We start from the raw sequence: 16,629 nt of genomic DNA, 5'->3' as shown, positions 1-16,629 counted from the left end.
TTCTTGTCCTTGACCAATTTTTGAAAAACCAAGTCATTGAACACACCCCCTGTATATGCCTTCATCTTGCCCATTGTTGTTGAAACGTTTGGGGATCGCACGGGTTATCAAACTGACCACCTGATGCATACAGATCAGCACCCAAGATGCCCAAGTTGACTGGTTAGGTGGCCCAACATGACCGTGTGCACCGGTGTTTTTTCGACTGACTTTAGGTTTTCCCCCGATGACCGCAGGATGTAAAGGACGCAAGTTATCATCAAGTGCTTGACCAAGTCCAAAATTTGGCCACCTTTTGTTATCTTCAGTTTTTGTTTTAGCCATCTGTGCGTCTCAACTCCATCAAGCTTTCCGGGTTCAAATCATTTGCTGAGCCGACCAATTTTTTATTGCCAGGTCAGCTGGTAGGCGTGGTAGGGCCCAACGGGTGTGGCAAGTCCAACATCATGGATGCGGTACGCTGGGTGTTGGGGGAGTCCAAGGCATCAGAACTGCGTGGTGAATCCATGCAAGATGTGATTTTCAACGGCACCACCACCCGCAAACCCGCCAGTCGCGCCAGTGTGGAACTGGTGTTTGACAACGACGACCATCGGGCGGGTGGTCAGTGGAGTCAGTTTGGCGAGATTGCTGTCAAACGTGTCCTCACCCGTGACGGCAACAGCAGCTACTTCATCAACAACCAGGCGGTGCGCCGCCGCGATGTGCAAGACGTGTTTCTGGGCACCGGCTTGGGGCCACGCGCCTACGCCATCATTGGTCAGGGCACCATCAGCCGCATCATCGAAAGCCGGCCCGAAGAGTTGCGCCTGTTTCTGGAAGAAGCCGCTGGTGTCTCCAAATACAAAGAGCGCCGCCGCGAGACCGAAAACCGCCTGACCGACACCCGTGAAAACCTGACCCGGGTGGAAGACATTCTGCGTGAACTCAATGCCAATCTTGAAAAGCTGGAGAAACAGGCCGAGATTGCCCAAAAGTACAACACCCTCCACAGCACCGTCAGCCTGAAACAGCATCAGCTCTGGTTTTTGAAACGCGCTGAAGCCGAGGCTGATCAAGCCCGCATTCGCAACGAATCCCTCGGTGCCATCAATGCGCTGGAGAGCCGCATGGCCGACCTGCGCCACATCGAGTCCGAACTCGAAACCGTGCGCCAGGCCCATTACGCGGCGGGTGACCAGGTTAATCAGGCGCAAGGCCTGTTGTATGAAGCCAGCACCGAAGTCGGCCGTCTGGAAGCCGAAATCCGTTATGTGGTGGAAAGTCGCCAGCGCGTCGAGCTGCGTTTACAAACCCTCAAGGAGCAATCCGACCAATGGTCAACGCGCAGTCAGGATGCCCTGGCTGAACTTGAAAACCTGGCCGAACTCGAGCTGTTGGGAGAAGAAAAAACCGAATTGCTCTCAGCCCAGGTTGAAGAACAGGCACAAGCCTTGCCCGACCTGGAAGAAGCCTTGCGCAAAGCGCAGCGTGCCGCGACTGATCAACGCGCCAGTGTGGCCCAGGTGCAGCAACATCTGGGGGTTTTGGCGGCTGAACAACGCAGCATGGACGATCAGACCCGCCAGCTAGGCACCCGTCGAGAGCGCCTGCTGGCAGACCGCAACACCCTGAAAGCCCCCGATGAACAGCGCCTGATCGACCAGCAAGACCAGTTGACCCAAGCCACCGAGGCGGCCGAAGAGGCCCAAGCCCGCTTGGCCGATCTGCAAGACAGCTTGCCGGAGCAGGATGAGCAGCGCCGCCAGCAGCAAGCTCTGGTCAACACGGAGTCCGCCCTGTTGGCGGACTTGTCGGCCCGGCTGGAAGCGCTCAAAGCCCTGCAGGCCAAAGTCAAAACCGATGGCAAATTACAACCCTGGCTGCAGCGCCACGGGCTGGATCATTTGCAAGGTTTATGGAGCCGCCTGCACATTGAACAAGGTTGGGAAAACGCGCTGGAAGGTGCCCTGCGTGAGCGCCTGGGAGCCCTGGAAGTCAGCCGTCTGGAACTGGTGCGGGCGTTTGCCCAAGATGTGCCACCGGCCAAACTGGCGTTTTACAGCCCCCCTGCGGCTGCCGTTGCGCCAGCCAGCCATGGCTTGCCGCGTCTGGCCGATTTACTCCAAACGCACGATACCAGCCAGAAAGCCGTGCTGGATGACTGGCTGCAAGGTTGCTTCACTGCCGCCAGCCTGGAAGAGGCCCTGGCCAGCCGTGAACACTTGCAGGCAGGTGAGCTGATTTACGTGAAATCCGGCCATGCGGTGGGCCGCCACAGCGTCAGTTTTTACGCCCAGGATTCCGAGCAGGCTGGCTTGCTGGCCCGTGCGCAAGAGATTGAAAACCTGGAGAAACAACAGCGTGCCCAGGTGCTCATCACCGAAGAATCCCGCACTCGTCTGGTACGTGCCGAAGCCGCTTATGCCGACCTGTCGCAACGGCTGGTGAGTGCGCGTCGTGAGGCGGCGGAGTTGCAAAAACGCAGCCATGAGTTACAGGTGGAAACCCTGCGCCTGACCCAATTGGCCGACCAGGCACGCAGCCGCAGCGCGCAGATTGCCAGTGATCTGGGGGAAGTGGATGCCCAACTGGGTGAGCTGCAAGAGCGCCGGGTTGAAGCTGAAGCTCGCTTTGAAGAGCTTGACATGCAACTCGCCGACACCCAGGAGCGCCATGCCCAGCTTGACGACCAGGTGATCCTGTCCGAGCGCAAGCTGGCGGAATGCCGTGAGCAACAGCGTGGCCTGGAACGCCAGGCTCAGGAAGCCACGTTTGCCCTGCGCAGTCTGGGGGCACGCCGCGCAGAACTCTCACGTGCTATAGAAACAGCAGCGCAACAAGCAAGCAGCGTCAGCGCTGAAGCCCAAAGAGCCCATGATGAACTGGCCCGCCTCAATGATGCGGCAGCGCAAGGTGGTCTGCAGCAAGCTTTGGCCACCAAGCTTGATCGCGAGAAACACCTGGGAGCCCAACGTAGCCAGTACGACGACCTGACCGCCAAGCTGCGTGCCAGCGATGAGCGCCGCCTGCAACTTGAGCGCGAACTCGACCCCTTGCGCGCCCGCATCACCGAATTCCAACTCAAAGAGCAAGCGGCACGCCTGGGCTTTGACCAGTACCACCAGATGCTGGCCGATGCCAAGGCTGATCTGGAGGCCCTGGCCGCCTCCGTGGCCGATGGGGCGGTGCGCCTGCTGGGCTTGCAAAGTGAAATTGACCGGCTGAACCGTGAAATCACCGCCTTGGGCGCGGTTAACCTGGCTGCACTGGACGAGCTAACCGCGGCGCGTGAACGCAAAACCTTTCTGGATGCCCAAAGCACCGACCTGGTGGAGGCCATGACCACACTGGAAGATGCCATCAAAAAAATTGACAACGAAACCAGGGACTTGCTCTCGGGGACCTTCAACCAGGTCAACACTCACTTTGGCAAGATGTTCCCGGAGCTGTTTGGTGGCGGCAATGCCCGTCTGGTCATCACCGGGGACGAAATCCTCGACTCCGGCGTGCAAGTCATTGCCCAGCCGCCGGGTAAAAAGAACCAGAGCATCGCCTTGCTTTCCGGCGGCGAAAAAGCCCTGACCGCGATTGCCCTGGTATTTGCCATCTTCCAGCTCAACCCGGCCCCGTTTTGTCTGCTTGACGAGGTGGATGCGCCGCTGGATGATGCCAACACCGAGCGTTATGCCAAACTGGTGGCCAGCATGAGTGCCGACACCCAGTTTTTGTTCATCAGCCACAACAAAATTGCCATGGAAATGGCCAAACAACTCATTGGTGTCACCATGCAAGAGCAGGGTGTCTCCCGCATTGTGGCGGTGGATATGGATGCCGCCCTTTCAATGACCAAGATGGAATAAGACATGAGCCAATTGCAATTGGGTTTGATCATCGCTGGCGCATTTGTGTTGCTGGGTGTTGTGCTGCAAAACTTCTGGCTGGCCCGGCGCAACCGGCCACGCCAGGGCACCCCGTCGGTTTTTGGACCCCATGACGAGCTTGCCAATCTGGAACCCACGCTGAATGAACCGGGTGGTGACGGATTTGCCTTGCCGGTGTCCGAAAAAAAACCGACGCTGGATGCCCTGATTGATGTCATAGCCCCTATCGCATTGGAAACCCCGGTCACCGGGGAGGCCCTGCTGGCCGCCATGCCGCCGACCCGGCGCGTCGGCAGCAAACCGTTCACCATTGAAGGCCAGACACAAGGCCAACAGCGCTGGGAATTCCCGGTTGCAGGGCGCAGCTATACCCAGTTGCAAGCCGGTATTCAGCTGGCCAACCGCTCGGGCGCGCTCAATGACATCGAGTTTTCTGAATTTGTCATGAAAACCCAGACCTTTTGCGACATCGTGGGCGGCACCCCCGATTTTCCTGAGATGCGACAGGAGATCAGCCGTGCCCGCGAACTGGACCAATTTGCAGGCGACCATGACGCACAACTGAGTTTTGTGCTGCGGGCCCGGCGTGCCGCCTGGAGCGCCAGTTACATCCAGCAAACAGCGGCCAAGCTTGGTTTTGTACCAGGCTCCATTGACGGGCGTATGGTGGTACCCGCCAGCCAGGCCGGTTTGCCGCCCGTGCTGAGTTTGTCATTTGATGCCCAGGCGGCGCTGGCTGAAGACCCCACGCAATCTGCCCTGCGCGAGGTGAGCCTGGTGCTGGATGTAGCGCAGGTTGACCGCAACGAGCGGGCTTTTGAGCGTATGCGCGAGGCGGCTTTGACCCTGGCGCAGGAAATGGATGGCCTGGTCACCGATGACAACGGTGTGGCCTTGCCAAACGAAGCCCTGGACGTGATTGGCTCCGAGCTTGCCCACCTGTATGACACCCTGGCCCAGCGTGAGCTGGCTGCTGGCTCCGCTCTGGCCCGGCGGCTGTTTTCCTGAGCCACCTGCCATGTTCACACCCGATATGTTTGCCCCAGAGGCTACCAACACGGCGGATGCCCAGCTGATCACCCAGCTGCGTGAAACCCTGCATACACACGCCCACAGCTACTACGTGCTTGATGCCCCCACCGTGCCGGATGCCGAATACGACCGCTTGTTCCGGCAACTGCAAGACCTGGAAGCGCGCCACCCTGAACTGGCCTCGCCCGATTCCCCCACTCAGCGTGTCGGTGGCAAAACGCTGGACCAATTTGCCCAGGTGCGCCATGCCGTGCCCATGCTCAGCATCAAAACCGAGACCGACACCCGCGCCAGTGGGGCGGAGAATTTTGATGCCCGTATTCGCCGTGAACTGGGCCTGACCGAGGTTGACCCGGCCATCGAGTACGTGGCCGAGCCCAAGTTTGATGGCCTGGCCATGAACCTGCGTTATGAACACGGTGTGCTGGTGCAAGCCGCCACCCGGGGCGATGGGGAAGTGGGTGAGGATGTGACGCAAAACATCCGCACCATCGGCCAAATTCCCCTGAAGCTGCCCGCAGGTGTGCCCGAGGTGCTGGAAGTGCGGGGCGAGGTTTACATGCGCCGCGACGACTTCGAGGCCTTGAACGAGCGCCAGCGCCTGCGTATTGCGGCGGGTGAGCGGGGTGAAAAAACCTTTGTCAACCCACGTAACGCCGCCGCCGGTGCGGTGCGCCAGCTTGACCCGGCCATTGCCGCCCAGCGCCCTTTAAGCTTTTTTGCCTATGGCCTGGGTGAGATCAGTCCAACCGGGCAGGGTGCCGCGCAGTGGTCTACCCACTACGCCTTGCTGCAAACCCTGAAATCTTGGGGTTTTCCGGTCTGTGCCCTTGTCAAACAAGCGCAAGGAGCTATTGAATTGATAGCGTTTTACGAAACCATTGGGCAGCAGCGTGATGGCCTGGGTTACGACATCGACGGTGTCGTCTACAAGGTCAACAGCCTGGCACTGCAACGGCAACTGGGTTTTGTCACCCGCGAACCACGCTGGGCCGTGGCCCACAAGTTTCCGGCGCAAGAAATGCTCACCCGCGTGCTGGCGATTGACGTGCAGGTGGGCCGCACCGGCAAGCTGACCCCGGTGGCCAAACTGGCCCCGGTGTTTGTTGGCGGTGTCACCGTGACCAACGCCACCCTGCACAACGAAGACGAAGCCCGCCGCAAAGACGTGCGGGTGGGCGACACGGTGATCGTGCGCCGCGCCGGCGATGTGATTCCCGAGGTGGTCAGTGTGGTGCTGCCAGAGACCCCAGTGACGGAATCCGGCGAAGCCGTGACCCCACGCGGCCCGATCTTCACCATGCCCCGAGCCTGCCCGGTTTGCGGTAGTGTGGCGTTGCGCGAAGAAGGCGAGGCCGACTACCGCTGCACCGGCGGCCTGTTTTGCAGTGCCCAGCGCAAGCAGTCGATTCTTCACTTTGCCCAGCGCCGCGCGGTAGAGGTCGAGGGGTTGGGTGACAAACTGGTCGATCAAATGGTTGATGCCGGCATCATCCACACCTTGCCTGACCTCTACAAACTCGGGTTCACCGCTTTGGCCAACCTGGATCGAATGGCTGACAAATCGGCCCAAAACATCGTTGACGCGCTGGAAAAATCCAAGCACACCACCTTGCCGCGCTTCTTGTTTGGTCTGGGCATTCGCCATGTCGGTGAAGCCACCGCCAAAGAACTGGCACGCCACTTCGGCAAGCTCGATGCCATCATGGCAGCTTCTGAGGAGCAGTTACTGGAAGTGACCGACATCGGCCCCATCGTGGCCCAAAGCCTGCGCACCTTTTTTGACCAGCCGCACAACCGCGAGGTGGTCGAGCAATTGCGTGCCTGCGGGGTGACCTGGCCTGAAGGTGAGCCTGCGCAGCGCGCACCCACCCCATTCAGTGGCAAAACCTTTGTGCTCACCGGCACCTTGCCCAGCCTGGGCCGCGAAGAAGCCAAAGCCCTGATCGAAGCCGCCGGTGGCAAAGTGGCTGGCTCGGTCAGCAAAAAAACCAGTTACGTGGTGGCTGGAGCCGAGGCGGGCAGCAAGCTCGAAAAAGCGCAAGAGCTGGGCATCACCGTGCTGGATGAAGCCAGCTTGCTCAAACTGCTGGCAGGAGAAGACTGATGAGCGTTCGTGACATCCTCAAAATGGGCGACCCACGCCTGCTGCGCGTGGCCCAGCCAGTGACGCAATTCGACAGCGATGAATTACACCTGCTGATCACTGATTTGCTGGACACCATGCATGCCGCTGACGGGGCTGGGCTGGCTGCGCCACAAATCGGGGTGGATCTGCAAGTGGTGATTTTTGGCACGGGTACCCCCAACCCGCGTTACCCGCAGGCCCCGGTGGTACCGCGCACGGTGTTGATCAACCCGGTGATCACCCCGCTGGCCGGGCCGGAGGGTGCGCCGCCTGAAGAAGTTGAAGACTGGGAAGGTTGCCTGTCGGTACCCGGCTTGCGTGGCAAGGTGCCGCGCTTCCAGACCATCCGCTACACCGGGTGGGATCAATTTGGTGAGCCGATAGATCGCACCGTGGAAGGTTTCCATGCCCGCGTGGTGCAGCATGAGTGTGACCACCTGATCGGCAAGTTGTACCCGATGCGGGTGCGCGACTTTTCGCAGTTTGGATTCACCTCGGTGCTGTTCCCCGAGTTGGCCGAGTCGGACGATTGATGCTATCTAAAAAATAGCTTCTAGCGCTTGTTGTATAAGCGCTAGAGGTCAAAAATGCCTGTAAAAATAGGGTTTCTCAGGCCAGCGCTTCGAGCAACTCGGTTTCAATCTCGATCTGGTCACGGTTGTGCTGCAGCGCCGCACCCTGAATCAGAAACGTGTCTTCCACCCGCTCGCCCAGGGTGTTGATTTTGGCCAGGTTCAGGTCAATTTTGTGGCGTGCCAACACCAGTGCCACGCAATAGAGCAGGCCCATGCGGTCGCTGGCCGAGATGTTGAGCAACCAGCGCTGGGCCTTCTCATCAGGTTTCAGACTGACACGTGGTGTGATGGGGAAGCTCTTGACCCGGCGTGACACGCGGCCACGACTGGGGGCTGGCAGCGGGCCCGCTTCGGCAATCACACGGGCCAATTCGGTCTCAATCATGCTGATGAGTTCGCGGTAATGCTCGGTGAGGTTGCTGGAAATAACCTGAAAAGTGTCCAGTGCATAGCCGTTTTGGGTGGTGTGAATACGTGCATCCAGAATGCTGAACCCGCTGTGATCAAAATAACCACAGATACGCGCAAACAGGTCTTCCTGGTCCGGGGTGTACACCAGCACCTGCAAACCTTCACCCACCGGGGATGGCCGGGCACAGACGACCGGCTGCTTGGACCCCAGATGGCGCGACAGCTTGCGTGTGTGCCAGGCAATCTCCACGGCATCGTGTCGCATGAAATAACCCACGTCCAACGTGGCCCACAGGGCTTTGTGGGATTCAAACGGCTGGGTGTGCAGCGCCAGTTCAACCAGCGCATCACGCTGACGCTCCTGCACTTCGGTGTGCAGGTCTGGCTTATGGCCGCCCAGTGCACGTGATGTGGCACGGTACAAGTCTTCCAGCAACTTGCCTTTCCAGGCATTCCACACCTTGGGGCTGGTACCACGCACATCGGCCACGGTAAACAGGTACAGCCCGGTCAAATAACGCTCGTTGCCTACTTTTTGGGCAAACGCCGTGATGACATCGGGATCACTCAGGTCGGATTTTTGGGCAATCCGGCTCATGGTCAGGTGTTCACGCACCACAAATTCAATCAATTGGGCATCTTCACGGGCAATCCCATGCTGCTTGCAAAAACGCCGCACTTCCATCGCCCCCAGCACCGAGTGGTCGCCGCCGCGGCCTTTGGCAATGTCATGGAACAGGGCCGCCACATACAGTTGCCAGGGTTTGTCCCAGCCACCGGCCAATTGTGAGCAAAACGGATATTCGTGTGCATGCTCGGCAATAAAGAAACGCCGTACGTTGCGCAGCACCATCAGAATGTGCTGATCGACCGTGTAGACATGAAACAGGTCATGCTGCATTTGCCCGACGATTTTGCGAAAGATCCACAGGTAACGCCCCAGCACAGAAGTCTGGTTCATCAGCCGCATGGCATGTGTGAGGCCGTCCGGTTGCTGCAATATTTGCAGAAACCGGGCACGGTTGACCGGGTCATTGCGGAATTTGCCCGTCATCAGGTGGCGGGCGTTGTACAAGGCACGCAGCGTGCGGGCGGACAAGCCCTTCAGCCCCACATGGCTTTCAAACACCAGAAAGGTTTCCAGAATGGCGTGGGGATCACGCTCGTACAAGTCGTCACTGACCACTTCGACCATGCCCGCCTTGTACAAAAATTTGTCGTTGAGCGGGTAGGGCGTATGGCTGGACGGACTCAGGCGCTCTTCAATGTTGAGCAGCAAAATCTGGTTGAGCTGCGTCACGGCTTTGGCTGCCCAGTAGTAGTGACGCATCAGCTCCTCGCTGGGGCGCACAAAAGAGCGGGAGTCGGTGTTGGCATCCGGGGCGACATAACCGAACGATTTAGCCACGGTGGTTTGCAAGTCAAAGACCAGACGGTCTTCACGGCGGCCGGTCAGCAGGTGCAGGCGGGCGCGAATCAGGTACAACATGGCTTCGTTGCGCTTGATCTGTTTAACTTCAAACGCGGTAGCCAAGCCGTTTTTAGCCAGTTCGTTCCAGTTTTGACCAAACCCGGCCGCCTTGGCGACCCATAAGATCACTTGCAAATCGCGCAAGCCACCGGGAGATTCTTTGCAGTTGGGCTCCAGTGCATACAGCGTGTCTTCATGTTTGGAATGGCGCTGCTGCATTTCCAGGGTTTTGGCGATGAAAAAGGCCTGCGCGTCCATCGACTTGAAAAAATCTTTTTGAAACTGCGCAAACAAGGATCGGCTGCCGGTGATCAACCTGGCTTCCAGCAGCGAAGTTTGCACCGTGATGTCTTTGGCCGATTCGCTCAGACAGTCACTCACGGTGCGCACGCTGGAGCCAATTTCAAGCCCGGCATCCCAGCAACTGCCAATAAAACCTTCTAGCTGAGACTTGAGGGGGGTATTTTCATCCGGTGCCTGGCCATCTGGCATCAGTAGCAGGACATCCACATCCGAGTGTGGAAAAAGTTCGCGCCGCCCAAAACCACCTACCGCAGCCAGGACAAAAGTATCGGTCAAGCCGGCACGTTGCCAGAGGGTTTTGAGCAGGTCATCGGCCAGGGTGGCGAGTTGGCGCAAAGCCGTATGAACCCCGCGTATGGAGGCACCACTGGTCGCCAAGGCGGTCATCAGGGTGGCCTTGTCGGCACGGTATTGGGTGCGCAAAACGCTCAACTCGGTCATGGCAATGTCTTGAAGGCGGCTGGGTACGGCATCAGGCCGAGGCGGTCACAAACGCCGGAATCGCCGGACTGTGGTCTGAGAGGGTTAGCACTTCATAACCGGTAGGGGTCACCAGCACGGTGTGTTCCCATTGGGCAGAGAGCGAATGGTCTTTGGTGACAACGGTCCAGCCATCGCCCAGTTCCTTGATTTCCTTGCGGCCGACGTTGAGCATCGGTTCAATGGTGATGGTCATCCCCGCCTTGAGCTGCTCCAGCGTGCCAGGTTTGCCGTAGTGCAACACCTGCGGGTCTTCATGAAACTTGGCACCAATGCCGTGGCCACAAAACTCACGCACCACACTTAACCCCTGGCCTTCAGCAAAAGTCTGAATGGCGTGGCCAATGTCACCCAGGTAAGCGCCTTCGCGTACCTTCATGATGCCTTTCCACATGGCCTCATAGGTCAGGTTGCACAGGCGTTTGGCCGCAACCGACACCTCACCCACCATGTACATGCGGCTGGAATCACCGTGCCAGCCGTCTTTGATGATCGTCACGTCCACGTTGACGATGTCGCCTTTCTTGAGTGGCTTGTCGTTCGGGATACCGTGGCAGACTTGGTGGTTGATGGAGGTACAGATCGACTTGGGGTAGGGGTCGTGTCCGCCTGGGGCGTAGTTCAACGGGGCTGAAATGGCGTTCAACACCTGGGTGGTGTAGACCTCGGCCAGGCGGTCAAGTTCGTTGGTGGTGATGCCGGGTTTGACAAACGGAGCCAGGTAGTCCAGCAGTTCAGCGGCCAGGCGGCCCGCTATGCGCATGCCAGCAATGCCAGCGGAGTCTTTGATGGTGATAGTCATGGGTGCGGATTATCCCATTGGCAAAATGCCTGCGTCACTGCAAGGTTCATCCCCGAATCGGGGTTTGTGCCGCTGGTAAAATCTGCTGCCATCGCGGCCAGGCCCAGTCAGCGCCTGGCTGTGAGTCCATTTTCAACCCCGTCAGCTCATCATCAGGCCCCCACCGTGACCCTGCATCTCACCCCATTCGAGGGCGGCAGCGCTCTCAGCGCCTTCCGTGTTCAACAACTTTTGCCCAGCCTACAAGCCGTGCACGACAAAATCAGCGGCATTGCCGCCCGGTTTGTGCATCTGGTGGCCTTTGATGCCGAACCCTCGGCTGAATTGAAGGCCCAATTGGCCGCCTTGCTGACCTATGGCGAGCCCTACACCGGCCCCCAAGACGGCGCACTGATTGTGGTGTCGCCGCGTCTGGGCACCGTGTCCCCCTGGGCCTCCAAAGCCACCGACATTGCGCACAACTGCGGTCTGGCGGTGCACCGCGTCGAGCGGGTGGTGGAATATCACATCAGCCTCAAAAGCGGCCTGCTGAGCAAACCCAGCCTGAGCCCCGAGCAACTCGCGCAAGTGGCCGCCTTGTTACACGACCGCATGACCGAAAGCGCCTTGTTTGACCGCTCTGCCGCCCTCAAGCTGTTTGACCATGTGCCAGCCGCCCCGATGGCCCATGTGGACGTGCTCGCTGGTGGCAAGGCCGCGCTGCTGGCTGCCAACACCGAGTTCGGCTTGGCGCTGGCTGCGGATGAGATTGACTACCTGGTCAACGCCTTCACCCAGTTGCAGCGCAACCCGACCGATGTGGAGCTGATGATGTTTGCCCAGGCCAACAGCGAACACTGCCGCCACAAAATCTTCAACGCCCAGTTCAGCATCGACGGCGTGGCGCAAGACCACAGCCTGTTTGGCATGATCCGCCACACCCACCAAACCCACCCGCAACACATGCTGGTGGCGTATTCGGACAATGCGTCGGTGATGGCTGGCAGCCAGGTTGAGCGGTTTGCAGCAAAATCGGCCTCTAGCCCAGGTAATGTAAGCGCAAGCAGCTATGAAAAACAGAGTTCATTGCAACACATCCTGATGAAGGTGGAAACCCACAACCACCCCACCGCGATCTCGCCATTTCCCGGTGCGTCGACCGGCGCGGGCGGTGAAATTCGTGACGAAGGGGCCACCGGCCGCGGCTCCAAGCCCAAGGCCGGGTTGACCGGTTTCAGCGTGTCGCAACTCTGGCCCAACGTCGGCGAGGCTGGCTACGGCAAACCGGGCCACATTGCCAGCCCCTTGCAGATCATGATTGAAGGCCCATTGGGTGGTGCGGCGTTCAACAACGAATTTGGCCGCCCTAATCTGCTCGGCTACTTCCGCGAATACGAGCAGTCTGTCACCAGCGATGTCGACACCCAGCAGCGCGGCTACCACAAGCCGATCATGCTGGCTGGTGGCCTGGGTGTGATCGACGCGAGCCAGACGCACAAGATCCAGTTTCCGGCTGGCACGCTGCTGATCCAGTTGGGCGGCCCGGGCATGCGCATCGGCATGGGTGGCGGTGCAGCCAGCTCCATGACCACCGGGGCCAATGCGGCGCACCTGGACTTTGACTCGGTGCAGCGTGGCAACCCCGAGATTGAGCGCCGGGCGCAGGAGGTCATCAACCAATGCTGGCTGCAAGGCACGGCCAACCCGATTCTGGCGATTCACGACGTGGGCGCGGGTGGTTTGAGCAATGCTTTCCCCGAGCTGACCAACGATGCCCAGCGTGGAGCCTTGTTTGATCTGCGCAGCGTGCCGCTGGAAGAATCCGGCTTGGCCCCCAAGGAAATCTGGTCGAACGAAAGCCAGGAACGTTATGTGCTGGCGATTGCCCCCGAATCTCTGGCCAGCTTCAAAGCCTTGTGTGAGCGCGAGCGCTGTCCGTTTGCTGTGGTCGGTGTGGCTACTGAAGAACGCCATCTGGTGGTGGGTGATGTGGACTTGGCCCAAACCAAGGTTGAATCCAGCGATTTACCCGTCAACATGCCGATGAACGTGCTGCTGGGCAAGCCGCCCAAAATGCACCGCGATGTCAAAACCGTGGCCCGCCAGTTCGCCCCGGTGAACCTGACCGGTGTGGCCTTGCAGCAAGCCGCCATCGACGTGCTGGCCCACCCTACGGTGGCTTCCAAGCGCTTTTTGGTCACCATTGGTGACCGTACCGTGGGTGGCCTGAGCCACCGCGACCAGATGGTCGGCCCTTGGCAAGTGCCGGTGGCTGATTGCGCCGTGACCCTGGCCGATTTCAAAGGTTTTGCCGGTGAGGTGATGGCCCTGGGTGAGCGCACCCCGCTGGCCACGGTGAACGCCGCCGCCTCCGGGCGCATGGCGGTGGCCGAAAGCCTCACCAATTTGCTGGCGGCCCCGTTTGAGTTGGATCGCGTCAAACTGTCCGCCAACTGGATGGCCGCCTGTGGCGAGCCGGGTGAAGATGCCGCGCTGTACGCCACCGTGAAAGCCGTCGGGCTGGAGCTGTGCCCGGCTTTGGGCATCAGCATCCCGGTTGGCAAAGATTCGCTCTCCATGCGCACCCAGTGGAAAGACGAGCAGGGCGTTGACAAAAAAGTGACTTCACCGGTGTCCCTGATCGTGACCGCCTTTGCCACCCTGGCCGATGTGCGCGGCACCTTGACACCGCAGCTCAACGCGACGGAAGACACCTCGCTGATCCTGATCGACCTGGGTCGGGGACAAAACCGCATGGGTGGCAGCATCCTGGCGCAAACGCTCGGCCAGATGGGCGACGTGGTGCCTGATCTGGACTACCCGCAAGACCTGGTCAACCTGATCAATGCAGTCAACACCCTGCGGGCCAGCGGCCACATCCTGGCCTACCACGACCGCAGCGACGGCGGCTTGTTTGCCGCCGCCTGTGAAATGGCTTTTGCCGGTCATGTGGGCGTGGCGCTGAATGTCGACATGCTGGTCACCGAGGGCGACGGCATCTCTGACAGCCGCATGGACTGTGGGGATGCCAAAAACTGGGCCGGCCAGATCAGCGGCCGCCGCGATGAACTCACGCTCAAAGCCCTGTTCAGCGAAGAGCTGGGGGCGCTGTTGCAAGTGCGCACCGCCGATCGCACTGCGGTGCTGCAAGTGCTGCGTGAGCACCAGTTGAGCGCCCACAGCCATGTGGTGGGCAAAACCCGCCCGGCCAGTTCTGAAATTCAGGCCGGTGTAGGCGAAGTGCAAGTCTGGCGCGATGCCAAAGCCATCTTCAGCGCCAGTTTGTCCGACCTGCACCAGGTGTGGGATGCCACCAGTTGGCAGATTTGCCAACGCCGCGACAACCCGGCCTGCGCCGATGCCGAACATGCTAGCGCCGGAGTACCAACTGACCCAGGTTTGCATATTTATATGCCAAATGAGGCTGTATCCCTTATCAATCAAGCGCAATCAGCTACTGAAAAAATAGCTGCTCCGGCGCTTGTGCTGGCACGCCCCAAAGTGGCCGTGCTGCGCGAGCAGGGTGTCAACTCCCACGTGGAAATGGCCTACACCTTCACCGAGGCAGGCTTTGAAGCCTTTGACGTGCACATGACCGACCTGCAAACGGGTCGCGCCAAGCTGTCCGACTTCAAAGGTGTGGTGGCTTGTGGCGGCTTCTCTTATGGCGACACCCTGGGCGCAGGCATTGGCTGGGCCCGCTCCATCACATTCAACCCGGTGCTGGCCGACCAGTTCAAAGCCTTCTTTGGCCGCGAAGACACCTTCGGCCTGGGCGTGTGCAACGGCTGCCAGATGTTTGCCGAGCTGGCCGACATCATCCCCGGCGCACAAGACTGGCCGCGCTTCACCACCAACCTGAGCGAGCGCTTTGAAGCCCGCCTGAGCATGGTCGAAGTGCTGGAATCGCCCAGCCTGTTCTTCCAAGGCATGACCGGCAGCCGCCTGCCCATCGTGGTGTCGCACGGCGAGGGTTACGCCAACTTCAAACACCGTGGCAACGCCGACCAGGCCATCGCCGCGCTGCGCTTCACCGACAACCATGGCGCAGCCACCGAAGCCTACCCCTTCAACCCGAACGGCAGCCCTGGCGGCCTGACGGCAGTGACCACCGCAGACGGCCGTTTCACCGCCATGATGCCGCACCCCGAGCGGGTGTTTCGTAATGTGCAGATGAGCTGGACGGATCAGGATGTATCCGGTTTCAGCCCGTGGATGCAGTTGTGGCGTAATGCGCGCAAGTGGGTGGGGTGAGAGGGTTAAAGAGCTGGCCGTGCTGCACGGTGCTGTAACTCTTTGAGTGATGGTTCTGACCAGAGCGCATATCTCAACCGTCTCGACTGGGTGATGTTGACGGGACCGACAAACTGAACGATGCACCCAATGGAAAGGCCGCTTATGCGGCCTTTCGTCTTTGTTGTTATGGCTTAAGACCATTGAGCAGAAAGCTCAAGAAGCTATCAAATTGATAATGGCCATCTATCCCAGAGAGGTCCATGATGTTTCCCCAGAGTCGTCAACGGCGGTCGCCTATTGTTGGCAGCGTTGACCTGCGTCATTCCGCAGCACATCGGCCAAGACTTACACTCCTTCTCACCAAAACGAAGCTGCCAAACAGGCTGATGTTGCCGATTCTGCAGCTGGCCTGTCAGACCTCGGTTTTGGCTTTTACCTGTAAAGAGGATCATCTCATTGCAAGGGGGTAAGAAGACATGAAACAAGCACATCTGCGGCGCGCCATGTTGTTGGCCGCATGCTTCGCACCGGTCATGGGTTATGGGCCTGGCCGTCATTCACAGCAGGTGTTTGCTGCTGAGACCAGGACTTACAGTTTTGGGGTTGTCCCGCAATTCGAGCAGCGCAAGCTGTACGCCATCTGGAAGCCCATCATCGAAGACTTGCAGAAGCGAACCGGGTTCCAGTTCAAACTGGTGACCACGCTCAAGATTCAGGATTTTGAGAAGGCTTTCATGCGGGGTGAGTTTGATTTTGTGTATGTCAACCCGTATCACGTTTTGCAGGTTCAGGATACACAAGCTTATTTGCCCCTGGTGGCTGACATGGTTCCCTTGCGCGGTATTCTCGTGGTGCGCCAAGGTGGGCCGATTGAAAAACCGTCAGACCTGAATGGCAAGAGTGTGGCCTTTCCTTCGCCCAATGCCCTGGGTGCATCGTTGATGGTTCGCTCCGATTTGGAGCAGGTTCACCATGTCAAAACAACACCCCTGTATGTCACGACGCACAGCTCGGTTTACCTGCACGTGATCAAAGGCCTGGCGGCAGCCGGCGGGGCGGTGGAAAAAACCTTGCAGGAGCAGGACGAATCTATCCGCTCGCAATTGCGAGTGATCTATACCACCCGATCATGCCCGTCGCACCCGGTAGTCGCTCATCCGCGTGTGCCAAGGGCGGATCAGGAGAAGGTTCGCCAGGCATTGCTCGACATGGGCCAGAGCACGCAAGGCAAGGAAATGCTGAAAAATGTGCCTGTCCAGCAATTTATTCCCGTGAATTTCGACGATTACGCCATCATGCGCAGCTGGGGTCTGGAAAAATATTGGCAGTCGATTCAGGGAGAATGAGTT

The 16,629-nt window shown here is 59.2% G+C and carries 9 protein-coding genes; 6 read left to right on the top strand and 3 right to left on the bottom strand.

Going from position 1 to position 16,629, the window contains the following annotated elements; all coding sequences use genetic code 11:
* Positions 1-33 precede the first annotated feature (33 nt).
* Positions 34-324, bottom strand: coding sequence for a hypothetical protein (locus tag LDN84_RS11715; protein WP_223903644.1), 291 nt, complete (start codon positions 322-324; stop codon positions 34-36).
* A 2-nt stretch (positions 325-326) separates the two neighbouring features.
* Between LDN84_RS11715 and smc the strand changes: the two genes are divergently transcribed.
* Genes smc through def form a run of 4 tightly spaced genes read left to right on the top strand, consistent with a single transcriptional unit; the run spans position 327 to position 7,556 of the window.
* Positions 327-3,842 (top strand): chromosome segregation protein SMC, encoded by a 3,516-nt coding sequence (gene smc, locus LDN84_RS11710; protein ID WP_223903643.1) that lies wholly within the window; start codon positions 327-329, stop codon positions 3,840-3,842.
* 3 nt (positions 3,843-3,845) lie between these two features.
* The gene (locus LDN84_RS11705) at positions 3,846-4,871 is read left to right on the top strand and encodes a cell division protein ZipA C-terminal FtsZ-binding domain-containing protein (protein ID WP_223903642.1); all 1,026 of its coding nucleotides are present in this window, start codon (positions 3,846-3,848) and stop codon (positions 4,869-4,871) included.
* Positions 4,872-4,881: 10 nt separating this feature from the next.
* Positions 4,882-7,002 (top strand): NAD-dependent DNA ligase LigA, encoded by a 2,121-nt coding sequence (gene ligA, locus LDN84_RS11700; RefSeq protein ID WP_223903641.1) that lies wholly within the window; start codon positions 4,882-4,884, stop codon positions 7,000-7,002.
* Positions 7,002-7,556, top strand: coding sequence for a peptide deformylase (gene def / locus LDN84_RS11695; protein ID WP_223903640.1), 555 nt, complete (start codon positions 7,002-7,004; stop codon positions 7,554-7,556). The genes ligA and def overlap by 1 nt, the downstream gene beginning before the upstream one ends.
* 76 nt (positions 7,557-7,632) lie before the next feature.
* Here the strand turns inward: def and LDN84_RS11690 are convergent, their stop codons facing one another.
* On the bottom strand, positions 7,633-10,224 hold the full coding sequence (locus tag LDN84_RS11690) for a [protein-PII] uridylyltransferase (protein ID WP_223903639.1): 2,592 nt from the start codon (positions 10,222-10,224) through the stop codon (positions 7,633-7,635).
* Between the two features lie 31 nt (positions 10,225-10,255).
* Positions 10,256-11,065: a type I methionyl aminopeptidase gene (gene map, locus LDN84_RS11685; RefSeq protein ID WP_223903638.1), complete on the bottom strand. Its 810-nt coding sequence runs from the start codon at positions 11,063-11,065 to the stop codon at positions 10,256-10,258.
* A gap of 165 nt (positions 11,066-11,230) precedes the next feature.
* Here map and purL point away from each other — a divergent pair, with 165 nt between their 5' ends.
* A complete protein-coding gene (gene purL / locus LDN84_RS11680; RefSeq protein ID WP_223903637.1) occupies positions 11,231-15,298 on the top strand; it encodes a phosphoribosylformylglycinamidine synthase in 4,068 nt (1,355 codons plus the stop codon).
* Between the two features lie 458 nt (positions 15,299-15,756).
* Positions 15,757-16,626 (top strand): phosphate/phosphite/phosphonate ABC transporter substrate-binding protein, encoded by an 870-nt coding sequence (locus tag LDN84_RS11675; RefSeq protein ID WP_223903636.1) that lies wholly within the window; start codon positions 15,757-15,759, stop codon positions 16,624-16,626.
* Positions 16,627-16,629 lie beyond the last annotated feature (3 nt).

This window comes from Rhodoferax lithotrophicus, assembly GCF_019973615.1.
GTDB classification, from domain to species: domain Bacteria; phylum Pseudomonadota; class Gammaproteobacteria; order Burkholderiales; family Burkholderiaceae_C; genus Rhodoferax; species Rhodoferax lithotrophicus.
This window is presented reverse-complemented; position numbering and strand designations above follow the sequence as displayed.

Bases quoted from the DNA above. Each gene is read 5' to 3' on its own strand.
- LDN84_RS11715 (WP_223903644.1), bottom strand. From the start codon at position 324: ATGGCTAAAACAAAAACTGAAGATAACAAAAGGTGGCCAAATTTTGGA.
- LDN84_RS11705 (WP_223903642.1), top strand. From the start codon at position 3,846: ATGAGCCAATTGCAATTGGGTTTGATCATCGCTGGCGCATTTGTGTTG.
- ligA (WP_223903641.1), top strand. From the start codon at position 4,882: ATGTTCACACCCGATATGTTTGCCCCAGAGGCTACCAACACGGCGGAT.
- def (WP_223903640.1), top strand. From the start codon at position 7,002: ATGAGCGTTCGTGACATCCTCAAAATGGGCGACCCACGCCTGCTGCGC.
- LDN84_RS11690 (WP_223903639.1), bottom strand. From the start codon at position 10,224: ATGACCGAGTTGAGCGTTTTGCGCACCCAATACCGTGCCGACAAGGCC.
- map (WP_223903638.1), bottom strand. From the start codon at position 11,065: ATGACTATCACCATCAAAGACTCCGCTGGCATTGCTGGCATGCGCATA.
- LDN84_RS11675 (WP_223903636.1), top strand. From the start codon at position 15,757: ATGAAACAAGCACATCTGCGGCGCGCCATGTTGTTGGCCGCATGCTTC.